Source organism: Shinella sp. 1A1 (genome assembly GCF_055379515.1).
This window is the reverse complement of record NZ_AP039671.1, coordinates 1385318-1402596: the sequence shown is the minus strand read 5'-3', so window position 1 is coordinate 1402596 and position 17279 is coordinate 1385318. Positions and strand designations below refer to the sequence as shown.

The 17279-nt window shown below is 66.0% G+C and carries 15 protein-coding genes; 7 read left to right on the top strand and 8 right to left on the bottom strand.

What is annotated here, in order from left to right; translation table 11 throughout:
* Positions 1–32: 32 nt before the first annotated feature.
* On the bottom strand, positions 33–1202 hold the full coding sequence (locus tag ACZ48C_RS07090; RefSeq protein ID WP_464782583.1) for a cysteine desulfurase family protein: 1170 nt from the start codon (positions 1200–1202) through the stop codon (positions 33–35).
* A gap of 211 nt (positions 1203–1413) precedes the next feature.
* Between ACZ48C_RS07090 and ACZ48C_RS07085 the strand changes: the two genes are divergently transcribed.
* A complete protein-coding gene (locus ACZ48C_RS07085; RefSeq protein ID WP_119258302.1) occupies positions 1414–2091 on the top strand; it encodes an alpha/beta hydrolase in 678 nt (225 codons plus the stop codon).
* Between the two features lie 60 nt (positions 2092–2151).
* Here the strand turns inward: ACZ48C_RS07085 and ACZ48C_RS07080 are convergent, their stop codons facing one another.
* Entirely contained in the window at positions 2152–3330 is a 1179-nt protein-coding gene (locus ACZ48C_RS07080; RefSeq protein ID WP_464782582.1) for a GGDEF domain-containing protein, read from the bottom strand.
* A 90-nt stretch (positions 3331–3420) separates the two neighbouring features.
* On the bottom strand, positions 3421–4554 hold the full coding sequence (locus tag ACZ48C_RS07075; protein WP_464782581.1) for an anhydro-N-acetylmuramic acid kinase: 1134 nt from the start codon (positions 4552–4554) through the stop codon (positions 3421–3423).
* Between the two features lie 119 nt (positions 4555–4673).
* Between ACZ48C_RS07075 and tyrS the strand changes: the two genes are divergently transcribed.
* A complete protein-coding gene (tyrS, locus tag ACZ48C_RS07070) occupies positions 4674–5927 on the top strand; it encodes a tyrosine--tRNA ligase (RefSeq protein ID WP_464782580.1) in 1254 nt (417 codons plus the stop codon).
* A 46-nt stretch (positions 5928–5973) separates the two neighbouring features.
* Here tyrS and ACZ48C_RS07065 read toward each other — a convergent pair whose 3' ends face one another.
* Positions 5974–9366 carry a YhdP family protein gene (locus ACZ48C_RS07065; protein WP_464782579.1) on the bottom strand — a complete coding sequence of 1131 codons (3393 nt, stop codon included), beginning with the start codon at positions 9364–9366 and terminating at the stop codon, positions 5974–5976.
* A 150-nt stretch (positions 9367–9516) separates the two neighbouring features.
* Between ACZ48C_RS07065 and ACZ48C_RS07060 the strand changes: the two genes are divergently transcribed.
* From ACZ48C_RS07060 to ACZ48C_RS07040, 5 genes are all read left to right on the top strand, one after another.
* Entirely contained in the window at positions 9517–9984 is a 468-nt protein-coding gene (locus ACZ48C_RS07060) for a peroxiredoxin (protein WP_464782578.1), read from the top strand.
* 22 nt (positions 9985–10006) lie between these two features.
* A complete protein-coding gene (locus ACZ48C_RS07055) occupies positions 10007–10834 on the top strand; it encodes a ferritin-like domain-containing protein (protein ID WP_464782577.1) in 828 nt (275 codons plus the stop codon).
* Between the two features lie 98 nt (positions 10835–10932).
* A complete protein-coding gene (locus ACZ48C_RS07050) occupies positions 10933–12213 on the top strand; it encodes a M23 family metallopeptidase (RefSeq protein WP_464782576.1) in 1281 nt (426 codons plus the stop codon).
* Positions 12214–12406: 193 nt separating this feature from the next.
* On the top strand, positions 12407–13906 hold the full coding sequence (locus tag ACZ48C_RS07045) for a DEAD/DEAH box helicase (RefSeq protein ID WP_119258309.1): 1500 nt from the start codon (positions 12407–12409) through the stop codon (positions 13904–13906).
* Between the two features lie 8 nt (positions 13907–13914).
* Positions 13915–14352 carry an NUDIX domain-containing protein gene (locus ACZ48C_RS07040; protein WP_119258310.1) on the top strand — a complete coding sequence of 146 codons (438 nt, stop codon included), beginning with the start codon at positions 13915–13917 and terminating at the stop codon, positions 14350–14352.
* Here the strand turns inward: ACZ48C_RS07040 and ACZ48C_RS07035 are convergent.
* Genes ACZ48C_RS07035 through ACZ48C_RS07020 form a run of 4 tightly spaced genes read right to left on the bottom strand, consistent with a single transcriptional unit; the run spans position 14325 to position 17276 of the window.
* Entirely contained in the window at positions 14325–14642 is a 318-nt protein-coding gene (locus ACZ48C_RS07035; RefSeq protein ID WP_464782575.1) for a TfoX/Sxy family protein, read from the bottom strand. The two genes, ACZ48C_RS07040 and ACZ48C_RS07035, sit on opposite strands and share 28 nt — an antisense overlap.
* A 2-nt stretch (positions 14643–14644) precedes the next feature.
* Positions 14645–16255, bottom strand: coding sequence for an NTP transferase domain-containing protein (locus tag ACZ48C_RS07030; RefSeq protein WP_464782574.1), 1611 nt, complete (start codon positions 16253–16255; stop codon positions 14645–14647).
* Positions 16252–16950: an XdhC family protein gene (locus tag ACZ48C_RS07025; RefSeq protein ID WP_464782573.1), complete on the bottom strand. Its 699-nt coding sequence runs from the start codon at positions 16948–16950 to the stop codon at positions 16252–16254. Before ACZ48C_RS07025 ends, ACZ48C_RS07030 begins: the two co-directional genes overlap by 4 nt.
* Positions 16950–17276, bottom strand: a complete 327-nt coding sequence (locus tag ACZ48C_RS07020; protein ID WP_119258314.1) for an XdhC family protein — start codon at positions 17274–17276, stop codon at positions 16950–16952. The genes ACZ48C_RS07025 and ACZ48C_RS07020 overlap by 1 nt, the downstream gene beginning before the upstream one ends.
* Positions 17277–17279 lie beyond the last annotated feature (3 nt).

Here is a 17279-nt window from a genome sequence, read left to right as displayed (position 1 = left end):
CAAGCGAAAACTCGCGTTTCCGCAAGATTCCTTCAGGCCGCGTTCCCCGTCACGCGGCGCCGCGAGACGACGCGCGAGAAAGCGGCCAGAAACCGATCCACATCCGCCTGCGCCGATCCCGGCCCGAGCGAGACGCGAAGTCCGCCGAGCGCGGCGTCGAAGCCCATGGCCGTCAGCACATGGCTCTGGCCGACCTTGCCGGACGAGCAGGCGGAACCTGCCGAAAGCGCAATGCCTTCGAGGTCGAAGGCGATCTGCCCCGTTTCGGACTTGAGACCCGGCAGGCTGAAGAAGGACGTATTGGCGACGCGCTCACCGTCCGCGCCGTGGATGATCACGTCATTGGCCGCAAGCCGCATGCCCGCCTCCAGCGCGTCGCGCAGACCGGTGATCCGGGCATTGCGCTCAACCATGTCGGCGGTCGCCGCACGCGCCGCGGCGGCAAAGCCCGCAAGCGCGGCCGGGTTCTCCGTGCCGGAACGATGCCCCTTCTCCTGCCCGCCACCGCGGATGAGCGGCGCGGGCATCAGCACCTCGCCGCGCGAGATGAGCGCGCCGGCGCCCTTGGGACCGCCGAGCTTGTGCGAGGAGACGATGAGGAAATCGGCATCCAGCGCCTCGATATCGACCGGCATGCGGCCGACGGCCTGCACCGCATCAACGACGAGGAGACCTCCATGGCGGCGCACGATTTCCGCGGCAGCCTTCACCGGCTGGACGATGCCCGTCTCGTTGTTGGCGAGCATGACGGCAACCATCGGCAGACCCCGGGCCTTGTCATGATTCTGGAGCAGTGTTTCGAGCGCTTCCAGATCCACCACACCGGCGCGCGTGACCGGAACGGTCGTTACGTTCTCCCGCTGAAAGCGCCCGCCCTCGCGGACCGCCGGATGCTCGATCTCGGACACATAGAGATGACCGATGGCAAGCGGCGTGCGACCCATGCGGTAATCGGGCGTCAGGACAAGGTTCGCCGCCTCGGTCGCGCCGCTCGTGAAAATCACATGGGCAGGCGCTGTATTGACGAGCGCGGCAACGTCGCGGCGCGCGGCTTCCACCAGCATGCGCAGCGCCCGGCCCTCGCCGTGCACGGAAGACGGATTGCCGACCGTGTCGAGCGCGGCGATCACGGCCTCACGCGCCGCGGCCAGCAAGGGCGCGGTGGCGTTCCAGTCGAGATATGTGCGCTCAGTCTTCGTCATTCGTTATCCGTGCGTGTCCGGCAAGTTCAAGGCGGCGTGCATTTTTCTTGAAATTTCCGCCGGGCTTGCCTTATGACACCAAACTCATGGCGCCAGATGCGTCCAAACAGTTTCGAACAGTTCTAAACTAGGTTCTAGAAAAGCTGAGTGCTTTCGTCAAGACTTGACTTGACAAGAATCCGTTTCAGAACGCGAATGTGCCGGAGTAAGAATGCCCGAAATCATCTTCAACGGACCCGCCGGTCGCCTCGAGGGCCGTTACCAGCCGTCCAAGCAGAAGAACGCCCCGATCGCCATCGTGCTGCACCCGCATCCGCAGTTCGGCGGCACCATGAACAACCAGATCGTCTACCAGCTCTTCTACATGTTCCAGAAGCGCGGTTTCACGACACTCCGCTTCAACTTCCGCGGCATCGGCCGCAGCCAGGGCGAATTCGACCACGGCGCGGGCGAACTCTCCGACGCCGCCTCGGCGCTTGACTGGGTGCAGAGCCTTCATCCCGATTCCAAGAGCTGCTGGGTCGCCGGCTATTCCTTCGGCGCCTGGATCGGCATGCAGCTCCTGATGCGCCGCCCGGAAATCGAAGGCTTCATGTCGATCGCGCCGCAGCCCAACACCTACGACTTCTCGTTCCTGGCGCCCTGCCCGTCGTCCGGCCTGATCATCAATGGTGAAGCCGACAAGGTCGCACCGGAGAAGGACGTCAACGGGCTCGTCGAAAAGCTGAAGGCGCAGAAGGGTATCCTGATCACGCACAAGACCGTGCCGGGCGCCAATCACTTCTTCAACGGCCAGACCGAGACGCTGATGGCGGAATGCGAGGACTATCTCGACCGTCGTCTTGCCGGCGAACTGACGCCGGAGCCGGCCGCCAAGCGCATCCGCTGATCGGCCGCAAGCCAAAGTCATCGAGCCCGGAGGCCCCGCCTCCGGGCTTTTTCTTTATCGTCAGTTCGCCCGCTTGACGACTTCCAGCACGACGGCCGGCGGCTCGGCCTCGCGCACACAGTCGCGGCCGGCATTCTTGGCGGCGTAGAGCGCGTCATCGGCCCGGCGCATGGCGAACCGGAAGGGCTCCCGGTCGCCGATTTCGGCAACACCGAAGCTGGACGTCACCCTTATTCCGGCCGGAAGGCCCGGAATGGGCGAGACGGCCCGCGTCGCCCGCAGCGCATGGGCAAAGAGCAAGGCGGCCTCCTTGCCGGTGCGCGGCAGGAACATGAGGAACTCCTCCCCGCCGATGCGCGCGGCAAGCGCGCCCTTGGGCGCCGCTGCGCTGAGCATTTCGCCGAAAGCGCGAATGGCCGCGTCACCGCCCTGGTGGCCATGGGTATCGTTTACCGCCTTGAAGTGATCGAGGTCGCAGAGCACGATGCTGTGCGGCCCCGGGCCCGCAATCAGCGCATCGACCCGGTTGTCGAAGCCGCGGCGATTGAGCAGGCCCGAAAGCGGGTCGATCTCCGCATTGACCTTTTCGTCCGCGACGATCTCCAGCACGAGCACGCAGAGCAGCATGAGGCCGACGGCGACGATGAGCACCGCGCCCATGCTCTGCGACACGAGCGCGAACTGGCTGGCGAGGTAGTCCTTCGCCGTATTGCCCGATCCAGCAAGAACGGCGGCAAAAGCCTTGAGGAGAAAATGCGCGCTGGTGACGGCCAGCAATATGACAAGCGCCCGGTCGACGAAGGTTTTCTCCCGCGCGCGCCAGGCCGCGAAGGCGCTGAGGCCGAGCGCCACCGCAAAGGGCGTCTGGTAGGGCAGCGCGTGCTGCAGCGTGCCGCGCGGCAGATCGTAGATGAAACAGTCGACCGCGACGAAGGCGGCAAAGAGCGCGGCAAGCCCGAGCCGGCTGGTCTTCAGGCCATAAAGCTGGCCGATGCCGACGCGCAGCATGAACATGCCGCCCAGCATCGAGGCGAAGGCAAGGATCGCCCAGGGTTTCGCCGGGGGAACATAGGCGACGAGCAGTTCGAAGACGGTCGAGAGAGACGCGACGGCAAAGCAGCCGGCAAACCAGCGGGCGGCGGCCCGATTGCGGCTGCGGGCGGAAACCGCCAGGAAAAACATGCAGAAACACTGCGCGATGAGGAAGTTCACCGTCAGCAGGAAACCTGCGCCACTCATTGGCCACCTTATACAAGAACCGATGTCGCGCCGTGCGGAAACGCCCCGGTACGATCGGACGGATGCTAGAGAACGGCGACGAAAAAAGCGTTAATCGGAAGGGGCTGCTTTCCGCAACAGGCCGCCCGTCACCGGCGCCGTCACGCCCGTCGTTCCCGGGAAGGTGAGCGGCAGCCCGCGCAGCGAGCGCACGGCGAGATAGGCCCAGGCCTCCGCCTCCATGCTGTCGCCGTTGAGATCGACCGCCTCCGCGGCCACGACCGCGGCGCCCTCCGACCCGGCAAGCGCTGCAAGGTCATCCATGATGACCGGATTGAGCCGCCCGCCGCCACAGACGACATAGAGCTTCGGCCGCTCCGGCAGATGGCGGGCGGAGCGCAGGATGGCGGCGGCGGTGACATGCGCCAGCGTGCGCGCACCGTCCTCGAGGCTCGCCTCCGCGCCTTGCGGCGGGCGGAAATCGTTGCGGTCGAGCGAGCGGCGCACCATGTCGGTGAAGAAGGCGTGGCCGAGGTAGCGCTCGGCAAGACCGGCGTCCACCCTGCCCTCCGAGGCGATCATGCCGCCCTGGTCGTAGGGAATGCCGGCATGGGCCTCCACCCACTGGTCGATCAGCGTATTGCCCGGCCCGCTGTCATAGGCGACGATCTCGCTGCCGCTGCCGACGAAGGTGATGTTGGAAATGCCGCCGATATTGACGAAGACCACAGCCTCGCCGCTGGCGCGGGAAAGGCCTGCGGCAAGCGCGGCATGATAGGCCGGGATCAGCGGCGCACCCTGCCCGCCATGCGCCATGTCGTTCGCCCGCATGTCGTAGACCACGTCGATGCCGGTCTCGCGGGCCAGCAGGTCGCCGTCGCCGAGCTGCACGGTGAGGCCCTGATTCGGCCGGTGCAGCACGGTCTGGCCGTGGAAGCCTATAACGTCGACGTCATCCGGCCGCAGATCGTTCTCGGCAAGGAAGGCGCGCACCGCCTCGGCATGGCGAAGGGTCAGTTCGCGCTCGATCTCGGCCAGATCGCCCGGCCGCTCGCCGCGCTCGCCGATCATCTTGGCTGTCTCCAGCGCGCCTTGCAGCCGGCGGCGGAAGGCCACGTCGTAGGAACGCCCCATCGACGGTCCGCGCTCGACTACAGCCTCACCGTCCGTGCGCAGCAGCGCCACGTCGATGCCATCGAGGCTCGTGCCGCTCATCAAACCGATCGCCGTCCGCATGTCCTTCATCCAATCGTCTCCAGCCTCACTTTGATGCGATAAATCCACATAAAGGTGATTTTGAAGTGATAAATCCACATAAAGGTGATAAACGCCCCGCCGAAACAATCCCACCAGAGAGACAGGCCATGTCCGAATTCAAATCCGATTTCCTTCGCACGCTGAAAGAGCGCGGTTTCATCCACCAGATTTCCGATGAAACCGGCCTCGACGATCTTCTCGCCAAGGAAACCGTGACGGCCTATATCGGCTTCGATCCGACGGCGCCGAGTCTCCACGCCGGCGGGCTCATCCAGATCATGATGCTGCACTGGTTCCAGAAGACCGGCCACCGCCCGATCTCGCTGATGGGCGGCGGCACCGGCATGGTGGGCGACCCCTCCTTCAAGGACGAGGCGCGCCAGCTCCTGACGCCGGAAACGCTGAGCACCAACATCGCCGGTATCAAGAAGGTCTTCTCCAACTACCTGACCTATGGAGACGGCCCGAAGGACGCGCTGATGATCAACAATGCCGACTGGCTGCTCGGCATCAACTATCTCGAATTCCTGCGCGATGTCGGCCGGCATTTCTCGGTCAACCGGATGCTCTCCTTCGACAGCGTGAAGATGCGCCTCGAACGCGAGCAGTCGCTGTCCTTCCTCGAATTCAACTACATGATCCTGCAGGCCTACGACTTCGTGGAACTGAACAAGCGCTACGACGTGCGCCTGCAGATGGGAGGCTCCGACCAGTGGGGCAACATCGTCAACGGCATCGACCTCGGCCACCGCATGGGCACGCCGCAGCTCTACGCCCTCACCTCGCCGCTGCTGACCACCGCGTCCGGCGCCAAGATGGGCAAGTCGCTCTCCGGCGCCGTATGGCTGAACCCGGAAATGCTCTCGGCCTATGATTTCTGGCAGTACTGGCGCAACACGGAAGATGCGGACGTTCCGCGCTTCCTGAAGCTCTACACGACGCTGCCGATGGACGAAATCGCCCGCCTTTCCGCGCTCGGCGGCGCCGAGATCAACGAGGTGAAGAAGATCCTCGCGACGGAAGTGACGGCGATGCTGCATGGCCGGCAGGCCGCCGAACAGGCCGCCGAGACCGCGCGCAAGACCTTCGAGGAAGGCGCGATCGCGGAAAACCTGCCGTCGATCGACGTCGCGGCCGGTGAACTGGAAGCCGGCATCGGCCTGCTGACGCTCGTCGTCAAGGCCGGGCTTGCCGCCTCCAACGGCGAAGCGCGCCGCCATGTCCAGGGCGGCGGCGTGCGCATCAACGACACGGCCGTATCGGACGAGCGCCGCGTCATCGGCACGACGGACGTTTCCGCCGACGGCGTGATCAAGCTTTCGCTCGGCAAGAAGAAGCACATTCTCGTCCGCCCGGCCTGAGCGGCCGGAACACCTCACCATCAAGGCCGCCTCCGGGCGGCCTTTTTCATTGGAACTCGAAGATGTTGCGGAAGACGCCCGGCGCAATGATCGAGAGCGGGTTGATGATTAGGTTCGGCTTGTCGAAGGCGCCGGAGAGCTTGAAGGTAATGCCGATCAGGCCGCGGTCGTTGCCGTTGCCGAGGATGATGCCGATCAGCGGCAGTTCGGCGAACAGCCGGTTGAGGCCATAGGCCGGCATGAAGGTGCCGGTCATGTCGATCCGGCCGTTGGCGTCGCGTACGGTTCCCTGGAAGGTCGCGCCCACCGTTTCGCCGCGCACCACGCCGTTGTCGAGGGCGAGCGTACCGCCGCCGATGCGCACCTGCGCGAAGCCGCGCGAGAATTTCACCGCGCTGACGTCGATCTCGCGGCGCACGGCGTCGTTCAGGCTGCGGCCGTTCTCGCCGGCCGGGGTGGAGACGAGCGAGCGCAGCCGCTCCTCGCCGACGAGCGCGAAATTGCGGATGTCGACCGAGCCCGCCCAGCCGCCATTGGTCCGCTGGCTCAGCCGCACGTTCAAAAGACCGCCGCGCAGGTGGCCGTAGATATCTGCGAAGCGCGCGACCGCGCCGGCGTCGCCACTCGTCAACTGGATGATATCGATGGCGCCGTTATTGGCGAGCTTCACCACCACCGGCGCACCGCTCTCCGTCACGGCGGAGAGATCGACCGCTGAAATGCGATCGCCCGCCGTCGCATAGCGGAAATTGACACCGGAAAGGGTCTCACCATTGAAGCCCACCACCCGCGAGAGATTGGCCTCCACGCTGATATTCTGCTTGTCCCCGCTGTCGCTGCCACCACCCGGATTCTTCAGCCGCGCCAGCACCTGGCGCAGGTCCGCGGCCTCGCCATCGGCACGCACCTGATAGCCGGACTTGGCGCGGTCGACCTTCAGGCTGAACCGGTCGTCGGCGGACAGGCGGACAGTGGAGAAGTTCGCCGAATCCAGCGTCGTGCCGTGAAACGCGAGATCGCCCGAAACGCTGAAACCGTCGCCGGCAAAGCGGAAACCGGAAATCCGTGTCACCTTGTCGTCTGTATTCGCGGTCAACGTCACCTTGCCGCCGATGCCTGCGCCCTTCGTCCAGCCGAGCCAGGGAATGGAGATCGCGGCAGCGCCGACATCAGCCTCGACCTGGCGCGGACCGTCGCCCTCCTGTTCGAGCCGGACAGCGATATTGCCCTCGATCACGTCGTCGAGCCCCGGCAGCAGCTTGCGCCGTTCCTTGTTGCCGAGCGTCCCGGTCAGAACCGTCTTGCGCGCGATGCCCGCCTTCTTGTCGACCGGCTCGACCAGTTCGAGATTGAGCGGAACGCCGTCGATATCGGCTTTCGCATCGAGACTGGCCACCGTGGGATCGATGGCGAGCAGGCCATGCAGTCCCGTGACGTTGCGCCCGGCGATCGGCTTGCGCACGTCCACATCGTCGAGGGTCAGGGCCGCGGTCCATTGCGGCGGCGGCGGATTGTGCGCGGAAACGACCCCGAAATGCGCCTTCACCTTGGCCTTCACGTGACCGCTGAAATCCTCCGGCGCAAAGCCGGTCGCCGGCAGCGCGCGGATCGGCTTGTAGGTCACGAGTTCGGCGATGGCGTCGGCATCGCCGGAAACGTCGATGTCCATGTCCGCCATCAGCGGCTTGGTGTAATTGTCCGGCAGCACGAAGGTGCCGCCGGTCAGCGCCACCGTGCGCCCCGAGGGGAAATAGGCCGTGCCGCCGGTAATGGAGATTTCCGTGCGTGGGCCGCGCAGGCGGAATTTGCCGGACGTATCGCGCAGCGGCGGAATATCGCCCGCGATATTCATGCGGGCGCCTTCGATGTCGAAATCGATCTTCAATTCGTTCGCGTCGAGATGCATCGGCACGCCCGGCTCGCGCGGGCGACCTTCGGCAAGATAGAACTCGATGCGGCCATTCGTGATGGTGCCGCCGTAGATGTTCTTCAGAACCCAGCTGCGCGCAATCTTGCCCATCCAGAAGGGCCAGAACTGCTTGACCGCCGCGGATTGAAGCTCGCTGGCGATCATCACGAAACTCACCTCCGGCTCGCGGTCGGAAAAGCGCATCGCGAGCGAGCCGGCGACATTGCCCTTGTCGCTCGAAACGGCCATCTCGTCGAACTGCAGCTTCCTGGCCGCCGGCAGATAGGCGCCGCTTACCTTGGCGTCGAAGCGGATCGGCGCCTCGCTGGAATCGACCGGACGGCTGATCGCATTGCTGAAGACGAGGTCGATGGCAAAGCCCTTGTCCGGCTTGTCGGATACGCGGTCGAGATCGATCAGGCCACCCGTGAAGGGAAAGTGCGAGAGCCCGACGCCGGCATCCGACGAGGCGAGCTCGATGGCCCCCTTGTCGAAATTGTAGGTCGCCTGCACGGTGGACGGCCGCAGCTCGGCGGCGACGCCGTCGCCGTAGATCGCGCCGGCGGCAAGCTTCACGCCCAGCGTCAGCTGCGGCTTTGCCTGTTCGCTCTCGCGGCGCGCATGGACGGCAAGATCCACCGTCGTATCGAGGCCGGCATGCACCTCGCCGTCCGGGCTGTGGCTGAGGAAGAAGTCGCCGAGCGCGATATTGCGGATCGCCCCGTCGAGCCCCTGCACGGCCCCGTTGCCCGTCGCCGCCTTCAGGTCGATCTCCCCCTCCTTGCCCTGCAGCTCGAAGGCTCCCTCGATGGACATCACGCCGGCATCGTCGCGGGAAAACCGCAGGCTGGCGACGGAAAGCACCACGGGCTTGCCGTTCGGCCCCGCGAAGGTCGCACCGAGTTCGGAAATGCTGACGGCCTGCATCGCGTTGACGTCGATCAGGCGATTGATGCCGTCCAGCCGTTCGAAGGTGGTCTTGAGATAGTCCGGCACATCGGAAATGCGCAGCGCGGCAAGGTCGAGCGGCTTGCTCTTCGGCAAGAGCGCCGCGTTGAACATCGCGCCGTCCACATCGAGACGCGAGACCGCGACATGGCCCGTGGCAAGCGCCCAGGGATCGAGCACGATGCCGACGGATTCGGTGGTCGCCAACTCCTTGCCCGATTCGACCTCGATGATGCGCGCGTTCTCCGCCTTCAGCGCGAAGCCGTTGAGACCCGCAAGCCGCACGACCGTATGATCGACAGAAGCCCGGTAGCGCGGCCCGAGCGCCTGATTGAGCGCCGTGACGGCGCGAGCATTCAGCGCATTGTCGAAAATTCCCATCTCGACGAGGCCGATGACGACCGCGCCGAGGAACAGCACGAGCGCGACGGCCGTCGCGGCGATGCGGCAGAGAATACCCGTACGGCTCGTCTCGACGGCATGCAGGAGGATGGGCTCATGCGCCTGCGCGGACGGCAATTCATGCAGCGGAACGATGTCCTGCTTCCGGAACACGACTTTCTCGCCGCGGATTTCTCCCATCTCGCGTCTGTTTCCTTTGCCCCTCTGCGCCGCGTTATCCCATGGAATTGCCGCGCATCGCCCGCTCACCGCTGGACGATTCTGCCTGTCACTATATATGCGGGAAGCCGTGTCCCTGACTCAAAAAGCCGGCCAAAGAAAGGAAATCCCATGGCAGAACTGGTCCGAGGCGCCGACGCGCCGGATTTCGCCCTTCCGCGCGACGGTGGCGGTACAATCTCGCTTTCCGAATTCCGCGGCCGCCCGGTCGTGCTGTTCTTCTATCCGAAGGACGACACGGAAGGCTGCACGATGGAAGCGAAGGATTTCACCGCCGCAAAAGCCGATTTCGATGCGGCGGGCGTCGGGCTTATCGGCCTTTCGCCCGATCCGGTGAAGAAGCACGACCGGTTCGTCCAGAAGCACGCCCTCGCCGTGCCGCTCGCCTCCGACGAGAGCCATGAGACGCTGGAGGCCTACGGCGTGTGGAAGGAAAAGAGCATGTATGGCCGCACCTATATGGGCGTCGAGCGCACGACGGTGCTCGTCGATGCCGACGGCAGGATCGCGGATATCTGGTCGAAGGTGAAGGTCAAGGGTCATGTCGAGGCGGTGCTCGACGCTGCCAGAAAACTTTAAGAACCGGAAACAGGGCGCTGGAATGACAGACCTTCCGTATATCGAGAGCCTGCGTGGCGGGGCGACGGCGGCAATCCTTGCGGCCGACCTCGACCTGAAGACGGCGCTGGCACAGGAGACCGCCAGGCGCTGGTTCGCCCGCACGCTTTCGATGCGCTCGCCGCGCGATCCTGCGCTGCCGCTTCGGCCGGGTCGCCCGGCAAAGCCGGAGCTCATTCCGCCCAAACATATGGAGAAGCGCTCGCTGCACACGCTGAAAGGCCGCATCGCCCTTCTCCATGCCCTCGCCCATATCGAGCTCAACGCCGTGGACCTCGCGCTCGACATCGTCGCCCGCTTCACGACGGAGCGGGTTCCGCATTCCTTCTTCGACGGCTGGATGCAAGTTGCGTTCGAGGAGGCCAAGCATTTCCGGCTCGTGCGCGATCGCCTGCGCGAGCTCGGCGCGGACTATGGCGATCTCCCCGCCCATGACGGGCTCTGGCAGGCCGCGCACGACACGCGCAACGATCTGACGGCTCGCCTTGCCGTGGTGCCGCTCATCCTGGAGGCGCGCGGCCTCGACGTGACGCCGACCCTGCAGGCGAAGATGCGCGAGACGGGCGACAACGCCAGCGCCGACATCCTCGACATCATCTACAACGATGAGAAAGGCCATGTGGCCGTCGGGGCCAAATGGTTCCGCTTCCTCTGCGCCCGCGAGAAGAAGGACCCGGCCGCTGCCTTCAAGGAGCTTGTCCGCCTGAATTTCCGCAGCCCCCTGAAGCCGCCCTTCAACGATATAGCCCGCGCCGAGGCGGGATTGACGCCGTCCTTCTACCGGGCGCTCGTTTCCGTCAGCCAAAGCTGATATTCCGGGCGGAAAAGCCGTCCTGGAAAGGCTTTATTAACCCTAACAATGTGTAATTCCTCGCACGAGAACCATGAGAATCGGCCGGGGAGTTTTAGGTGGCGGAGCGTCCTGAAAACCGTGTCTTCGGAAAACGCGCGCAGCAGCATGTCGTGATCCTGGCGAGCGGCGACAAGATCCGCCACATGACCATCCGCCCCTGGATGGCCGCCGTGACGCTCTGCTTTGCCGGCATGTTCACCGTCGGCTATCTCGCCGCCACCTCCTATCTCGTCCTGCGCGACGACCTGATCGGCGCCACCATGGCGCGCCAGGCCCGCATGCAGCACGACTACGAGGACCGCATTTCCGCCCTCCGCGCCCAGGTCGACCGCGTCACCAGCCGCCAGCTCCTCGATCAGCAGGTCGTGGAGGAGAAGGTCGAGAAACTGATGCAGCAGCAGCTCGCGCTGTCCGAGCGCCACGGCAAGCTTGACGCCCTGCTGAGCCGCGCCGAAAGCAGCGGCGTCGATGGCGGCGAAACGGTGCCCCTGCCCGGCGAGAAGCCGATGACGGACGGACGCCGCGCCGATGCGGCCGGCGCGATCGAGGCCATCATGGGCATTACGCCACAGAAGACGACGCAGCTCGCCTATGCTTCCACGGGCGAATCGGTCGCCGACCACGCCGACCGCATGTTCTCGAAGGTCACGCTGTCGCTGAAGGATCTCGAGCACGAACAGCTCGGTCGCATCCAGTCGCTCACGGCCGGCGCCTCGGAAACGGCTGACGCCATCCAGAAGATCCTGCGCCGCACCGGCTTCGACATTGCCGAAGGCATCCCGACGGACGCGTCCGCCGACACGGCCATCGGCGGTCCCTTCGTCGAACCGATGAGCCCGGGCGATGCCTTCGAGGAATCGATCAGCGATCTCGACACCGCGCTGGACCGGCTCGACGCCGCCCGCCGCACCGCGCGCAAGCTACCCTTCGGCAATCCCGCGCCCGGCAGCAACATCACCAGCCGCTTCGGCAACCGTACCGATCCATTCCTCGGCCGCCTCGCCCTTCATGCCGGAATAGACTTTCGCGCCGCGACGGGCACCGAGGTCCATTGCACAGGCGCCGGCACGGTCACGGTGGCCGGCCGCACGGGCGGCTACGGCAACATGGTGGAGATCGACCACGGCAATGGCCTGACGACCCGCTACGCGCACCTTTCCCGCGTGCTCGTCAAGATCGGCGACCACGTGGAAGCCTCCGATCCGGTCGGCCTTTCCGGCACGACGGGGCGTTCCACCGGCCCGCATGTGCACTATGAAGTGCGGCGCAACGGCAAGGCCGTCGACCCGATGCGCTTCCTCACCGCAGGCATGAAGCTGACGACCTACATGGATTGACGTAGCGCAAGCCCGGGCGCTTCGGTATGACAAAATTGTCTGCCATCGGCTTCAAATCACTCGCGGATTTACCAAATTCGCTGATTTCCTTGACTTTCCGGCACTTTCGGCATATGTGCGCTGCATCCTTGCGGCTATTGCGCCGCTGAAACCCATAGCGTTCGCAAGAACCGGAACGGAAACTGTTTTCCCTTTGACCACTTTTGCTGATCTTGGCCTGAGCCCGAAAGTCCTGTCCGCCGTCACGGATGCGGGATATACGATCCCGACTCCCATCCAGGCCGGCGCCATCCCGCCGGCGCTCGCGCGGCGCGACATTCTCGGCATTGCCCAGACGGGCACCGGCAAGACCGCCTCCTTCGTCCTTCCGATGCTGACGCTGCTCGAAAAGGGCCGCGCCCGTGCCCGCATGCCGCGCACGCTCATCCTCGAACCGACGCGCGAGCTTGCCGCGCAGGTCGCTGAGAACTTCGAAAAGTACGGCAAGAATCACAAGCTCAACGTGGCGCTGCTCATCGGCGGCGTCTCCTTCGATGAGCAGGACCGCAAGCTGGAGCGCGGCGCGGACGTCCTGATCTGCACCCCCGGCCGCCTGCTCGATCATACCGAGCGCGGCAAGCTGCTGATGACCGGCGTGGAAATCCTCGTCATCGACGAAGCCGACCGCATGCTCGACATGGGCTTCATCCCGGATATCGAGCGCATCGCCAAGCTCATCCCCTTCACCCGCCAGACCCTCTTCTTCTCGGCCACCATGCCGCCGGAAATCCAGAAGCTGGCCGACCGCTTCCTGCAGAACCCGGAGCGGATCGAGGTGGCGCCGCCCTCCTCCACCGCCAAGACCGTGACGCAGCGCCTCGTCGCCACGCACGGCAAGGATTACGAGAAGCGCGCCACGCTGCGCGACCTCATCCGCGCGCAGGACGACCTGAAGAACGCCATCATCTTCTGCAACCGCAAGGTCGACGTCGCCGATCTCTTCCGCTCGCTCGACCGCCACGGCTTCTCCGTCGGCGCGCTGCATGGCGACATGGACCAGCGGGCCCGCACGACGATGCTGGCCAATTTCAAGGAAAACAAGCTCACGCTCCTCGTGGCATCCGACGTCGCCGCCCGCGGCCTCGACATTCCGGACGTGAGCCACGTCTTCAACTTCGACGTACCGATCCATGCCGAGGACTATGTCCACCGCATCGGCCGCACCGGCCGTGCCGGCCGCTCGGGCGCCGCCTTCACCCTGGTATCCAAGCGCGACGGAAAATTCGTCGATGCCATCGAAAAGCTGATCGATCAGAAGGTCGAATGGCTGAACGGCGGCATCGAGGACCTGCCGCAGCAGGCCGAGAGCGAAGAGCGCGAACGCCCCCGCGGCGGCCGCGATCGCGGCGGTCGTGACCGCGACCGCGATCGTTCCCGCGGTCGCAAGGGCGAAAGCCGTGCGGCGGAAACCCGCATCGAGACCAGCGAGACCGAAGAGAAGGTGGAAGCCGTGAAAGCTGAACGCAAGGCGGAAGGGCGGCCGCAGAATTCCGCCCGCAATCCGCGGTCCGCAAACCACGCCGCGCCGCGTCCGGCCAACGACGACAGCCGCGATCGCCGCAACCGCTATCGCCGCGACGAGGATGACGGCCCGACGCCGCTCGGCTTCGGCGACGAGGTTCCGGCCTTCATGCTGATCGCCGGCAAGGCCTGATCCGCTCCATGTCCATTCCAGGCATCGACATGCCGGGCCTCGGTTGTGGCCTGGCTGTTTTGCGTGAGGGCAAGCTTTTGCTCTATCGCCGCCTGCGTGCGCCGGAAGCCGGCTCGTGGAACATCGTCGGGGGCAAGGTCGACCACATGGAGCGCGCCGTCGACAGCGCCCGCCGCGAGGCCGAGGAGGAATCCGGCCTTTCCATCGGCGCCGTCGAGTTCCTCTGCCTTTCCGAGCAGATCATCGCGGACGAGCGCCAGCACTGGGTTTCGCTCATCTATGTGACCGAGGATTTCGCGGGCGAGGCGCGCGTCATGGAGCCGGAGAAGCTGCCGGAATTCGGCTGGTTCCCGCTCGATGCCCTGCCCTCGCCGCTCTCGCGCTTCGCCGCCGATGCCGTCAAGGCGCTCGGCGCGCGTCATTTCGCCCGCAACGCCGCCTCGTAGGCCCGGCGCACCCAGACGGCCATCTCGTCCGGATCGTCGAGGGCCTCGTCCGGGATCGACCAGTAAGGCATCTTCACCGGCTTGCCGCTCCTGCCCTCGTAGGACCATTGTCGGCTGCCGGCGGCTTCGAAATCCGGCCCGCTTTCCGCATCCGCCTTCAGGAGGATCTCGCCATCCACCTCCAGCGCCAGGATACGGCCCGCATGGTAGATGCCCTTGCCGCCGAACATGCGCCGGATCGTCACCGGCCCGAGCGCCTGGAACATTTCCTCGATCTCATCCCGATCCATCGCTAATCCCTCAGAATACCGCCCGCCGCGACCACCGCCTCCGGCGTGTCGACGTCGACATGCGCCGCCGCGCCGATCTCAACATCCACCACATCGAGCCCGGCGCTCTCGACGATATGGCGGGCGCCGACATCGCCTTCGAGTTGCAGGATGGCGGCGAAGGTGGCGCGCGGCAGCACGACGGGATTGCCGCGCTTGCCGCCCGACACCGCCCGCACGATGGCATGGCCGCCGGCCGCCGCGAAAGCGTCGAGCAGGCGGCGCACATCCGAGCCCGTGACATGCGGCATGTCGGCCAGCATCACCACGACGCCGTCGCAGCCCGGACCGAGCGCGGAGACGCCGGCGCGCAGCGAGGTCGACATGCCCTGCGCATGATCGGGATTGCGGACGATATCGATCCTGAGGCCCGCAAGCTCCGCCTCGATCTCCTCCGCCCGGTGCCCCGTCACCACGAGCACGCGCGATGGCCTTGCCGCAAGCGCCGCCTCCGCCGAGCGGCGGACGAGCGCCTTGCCTTCGAAGGCGGCGAGCAGCTTGTGGCTGCCCTGCATGCGGCTGGCGCGGCCCGCCGCCAGCACGAGCGCGGCGACGGAGAGCGGGCGCTCGGGCATGCGGATATCGCGCGGCTGGGGCCGGCTGGGAATCTCGGCCAGAAGCCCGCCGACGCCCATGCCGGTGATTTCCTGCGGGCCGGGCTTTTCGCCGGCGAAGATGCGGGCAAGCACCCAGTCGAAACCGTTCTCCTTCGGGCTGCGCGCGCAACCCGGCGCGCCGAGCACCGGCACCGACCCGATGCGCCCGAGAACGAGGAGATTGCCGGGATCGACAGGCATGCCGACATGCTCGACCACGCCGCCGGCCGCGCGGATCGCGGCGGGGATCACGTCATTGGCATCAGTCACCGCCGAGGCGCCGAAAACGACGACGACATCGTTTTCCGGCGCCGCGCGGCGAATGGCATCGGCCACCGCATCGGCCCGGTGCGGCACGCGCACCTCGTCGGTCAGCCGGCTGCCGGAGGGAGAGAGGCGTTGCTCGAAAAGCCGGCGCGTCTTGTCCATCACCGAGGGCTTGAGGGACGGCAGCTCCGTCGCGACGACGCCGACCCGATGCGCCGCGAAGGGCTTCACCTCCAGCGCCCGGCTCGACGCAAGGACGGCCGCGGCCGCGTGGACGAGCGCGCCGGGCACCGCGAGCGGAATGATCTTGACCGTCGCCACCATGTCGCCGGCCGCGACGCTGACGTGATCCGGCAGGGTGGCGAGCGTGATCGCCGGATCGATGCGGTTGAAGCGGTCGACCGCCGCACGGTCGGCAACGAAAAGGCCGTTTGCCTGCGCATGGAGATTGATGCGGCCGGTCGCCGGCGGCGTGAAGGCAAGATGATCCGGCGGGATGGCTGCGGCGATCAGCGCCGCCGCCTCGTCCTCGCCGATATCGCCCGGCTCAAGCCGCACGGCGATGACGGTCGAAATCCCCGCCCCGGCCAGCGCCGCGCGGTCCTCCTCCGTCAGGATGCGCCCCTTGTGCAGCGACAGGCCCTCCGCGCGCACGCCATGCGCCAGCCGCGCGCCGACCGCTTCCCCGACCGGCACTTCTCCGAAGATCATGGCGTGGCCTCGCGCAACGGGCGGCGGCGCAGATGTGCGACGATGTCGGCGAGGATTGCGACGGCGATCTCCGCCGGGCTCGCTGCGCCGATATCGAGGCCGATGGGCGCCGAGATCGTCGCGATTTCCGCCTCGCTGTGTCCCAGCGCTTTCAGCCGCTCGACGCGCTTGGCGTGGGTCTTCCGGCTGCCGAGGGCGCCGACATAGAAGCAGCCGGTGGAAAGGGCCTGCGACAGCGGAAAATCGTCGATCTTCGGATCGTGCGTGACGGCGACGAGCGCCGTATAGGCGTCGAGCGGACCGGTCTTCAGCACATCCTCCGGCCAGTCCGCGACGAGATCGATGCCGGCAAAGCGTTCCTCCGTGGCGAAAGCGGTGCGCGGATCGATGATCAGGACGTCGAAGCCGGTGACCTTCGCCATTTGCGCCAGCGCCTGGCTGATATGGACCGCACCGATGACGACGATGCGGGCGGGCGGCAAGTGGACATTGAGGAAGAATTTCCGCTCCTCCGCCTCCGCTACGCCTGACCTGCCGGAGCGGAAGGCGGCAGTAACGGCCTCGCCGAGCGGCCCGGCGACGGGATCGCCCTCGCGGATCACCCGGTCGCGCCCGTCGCCGAGATCCGTCAGGTGGATGACGGCGCGGCGCGCGGCGCGTTCCTTGTTCAGCTTGCGCAGGAGATAGGGATCCATCAGCCCACCCGCTCCACATAGACGCGGATGCGTCCGCCGCAGGAAAGGCCGACGCGCCACGCGGTCTCGTCGGCAACGCCGAATTCCAGCATGCGCGGCTCGCCGTCGCCTATCACCTCCATCGCCTCGCCGATGACCGCGCCCTCCACGCAGCCGCCGGAGACGGAGCCGTGGAAATTGCCCTCACCGTCGATGACGAGATGGCTGCCGACGGGGCGCGGGGCCGAGCCCCAGGTCTCGACCACGGTCGCGAGCGCCACCATGCGCCCGTCATCCATCCAGCGTTCCGCGATCGTCAGCGGATCGAGCACATCCTTCGCGTCCATTCT

Bases quoted from the DNA above. Each gene is read 5' to 3' on its own strand.
- ACZ48C_RS07075 (WP_464782581.1), bottom strand. From the start codon at position 4,554: ATGAAGGACATGCGGACGGCGATCGGTTTGATGAGCGGCACGAGCCTC.
- ACZ48C_RS07035 (WP_464782575.1), bottom strand. From the start codon at position 14,642: ATGGATCGGGATGAGATCGAGGAAATGTTCCAGGCGCTCGGGCCGGTG.
- ACZ48C_RS07030 (WP_464782574.1), bottom strand. From the start codon at position 16,255: ATGATCTTCGGAGAAGTGCCGGTCGGGGAAGCGGTCGGCGCGCGGCTG.
- ACZ48C_RS07020 (WP_119258314.1), bottom strand. From the start codon at position 17,276: ATGGACGCGAAGGATGTGCTCGATCCGCTGACGATCGCGGAACGCTGG.
- ACZ48C_RS07065 (WP_464782579.1), bottom strand. From the start codon at position 9,366: ATGGGAGAAATCCGCGGCGAGAAAGTCGTGTTCCGGAAGCAGGACATC.
- ACZ48C_RS07040 (WP_119258310.1), top strand. From the start codon at position 13,915: ATGTCCATTCCAGGCATCGACATGCCGGGCCTCGGTTGTGGCCTGGCT.
- tyrS (WP_464782580.1), top strand. From the start codon at position 4,674: ATGTCCGAATTCAAATCCGATTTCCTTCGCACGCTGAAAGAGCGCGGT.
- ACZ48C_RS07025 (WP_464782573.1), bottom strand. From the start codon at position 16,950: ATGGATCCCTATCTCCTGCGCAAGCTGAACAAGGAACGCGCCGCGCGC.
- ACZ48C_RS07055 (WP_464782577.1), top strand. From the start codon at position 10,007: ATGACAGACCTTCCGTATATCGAGAGCCTGCGTGGCGGGGCGACGGCG.
- ACZ48C_RS07090 (WP_464782583.1), bottom strand. From the start codon at position 1,202: ATGACGAAGACTGAGCGCACATATCTCGACTGGAACGCCACCGCGCCC.
- ACZ48C_RS07060 (WP_464782578.1), top strand. From the start codon at position 9,517: ATGGCAGAACTGGTCCGAGGCGCCGACGCGCCGGATTTCGCCCTTCCG.
- ACZ48C_RS07085 (WP_119258302.1), top strand. From the start codon at position 1,414: ATGCCCGAAATCATCTTCAACGGACCCGCCGGTCGCCTCGAGGGCCGT.
- ACZ48C_RS07080 (WP_464782582.1), bottom strand. From the start codon at position 3,330: ATGAGTGGCGCAGGTTTCCTGCTGACGGTGAACTTCCTCATCGCGCAG.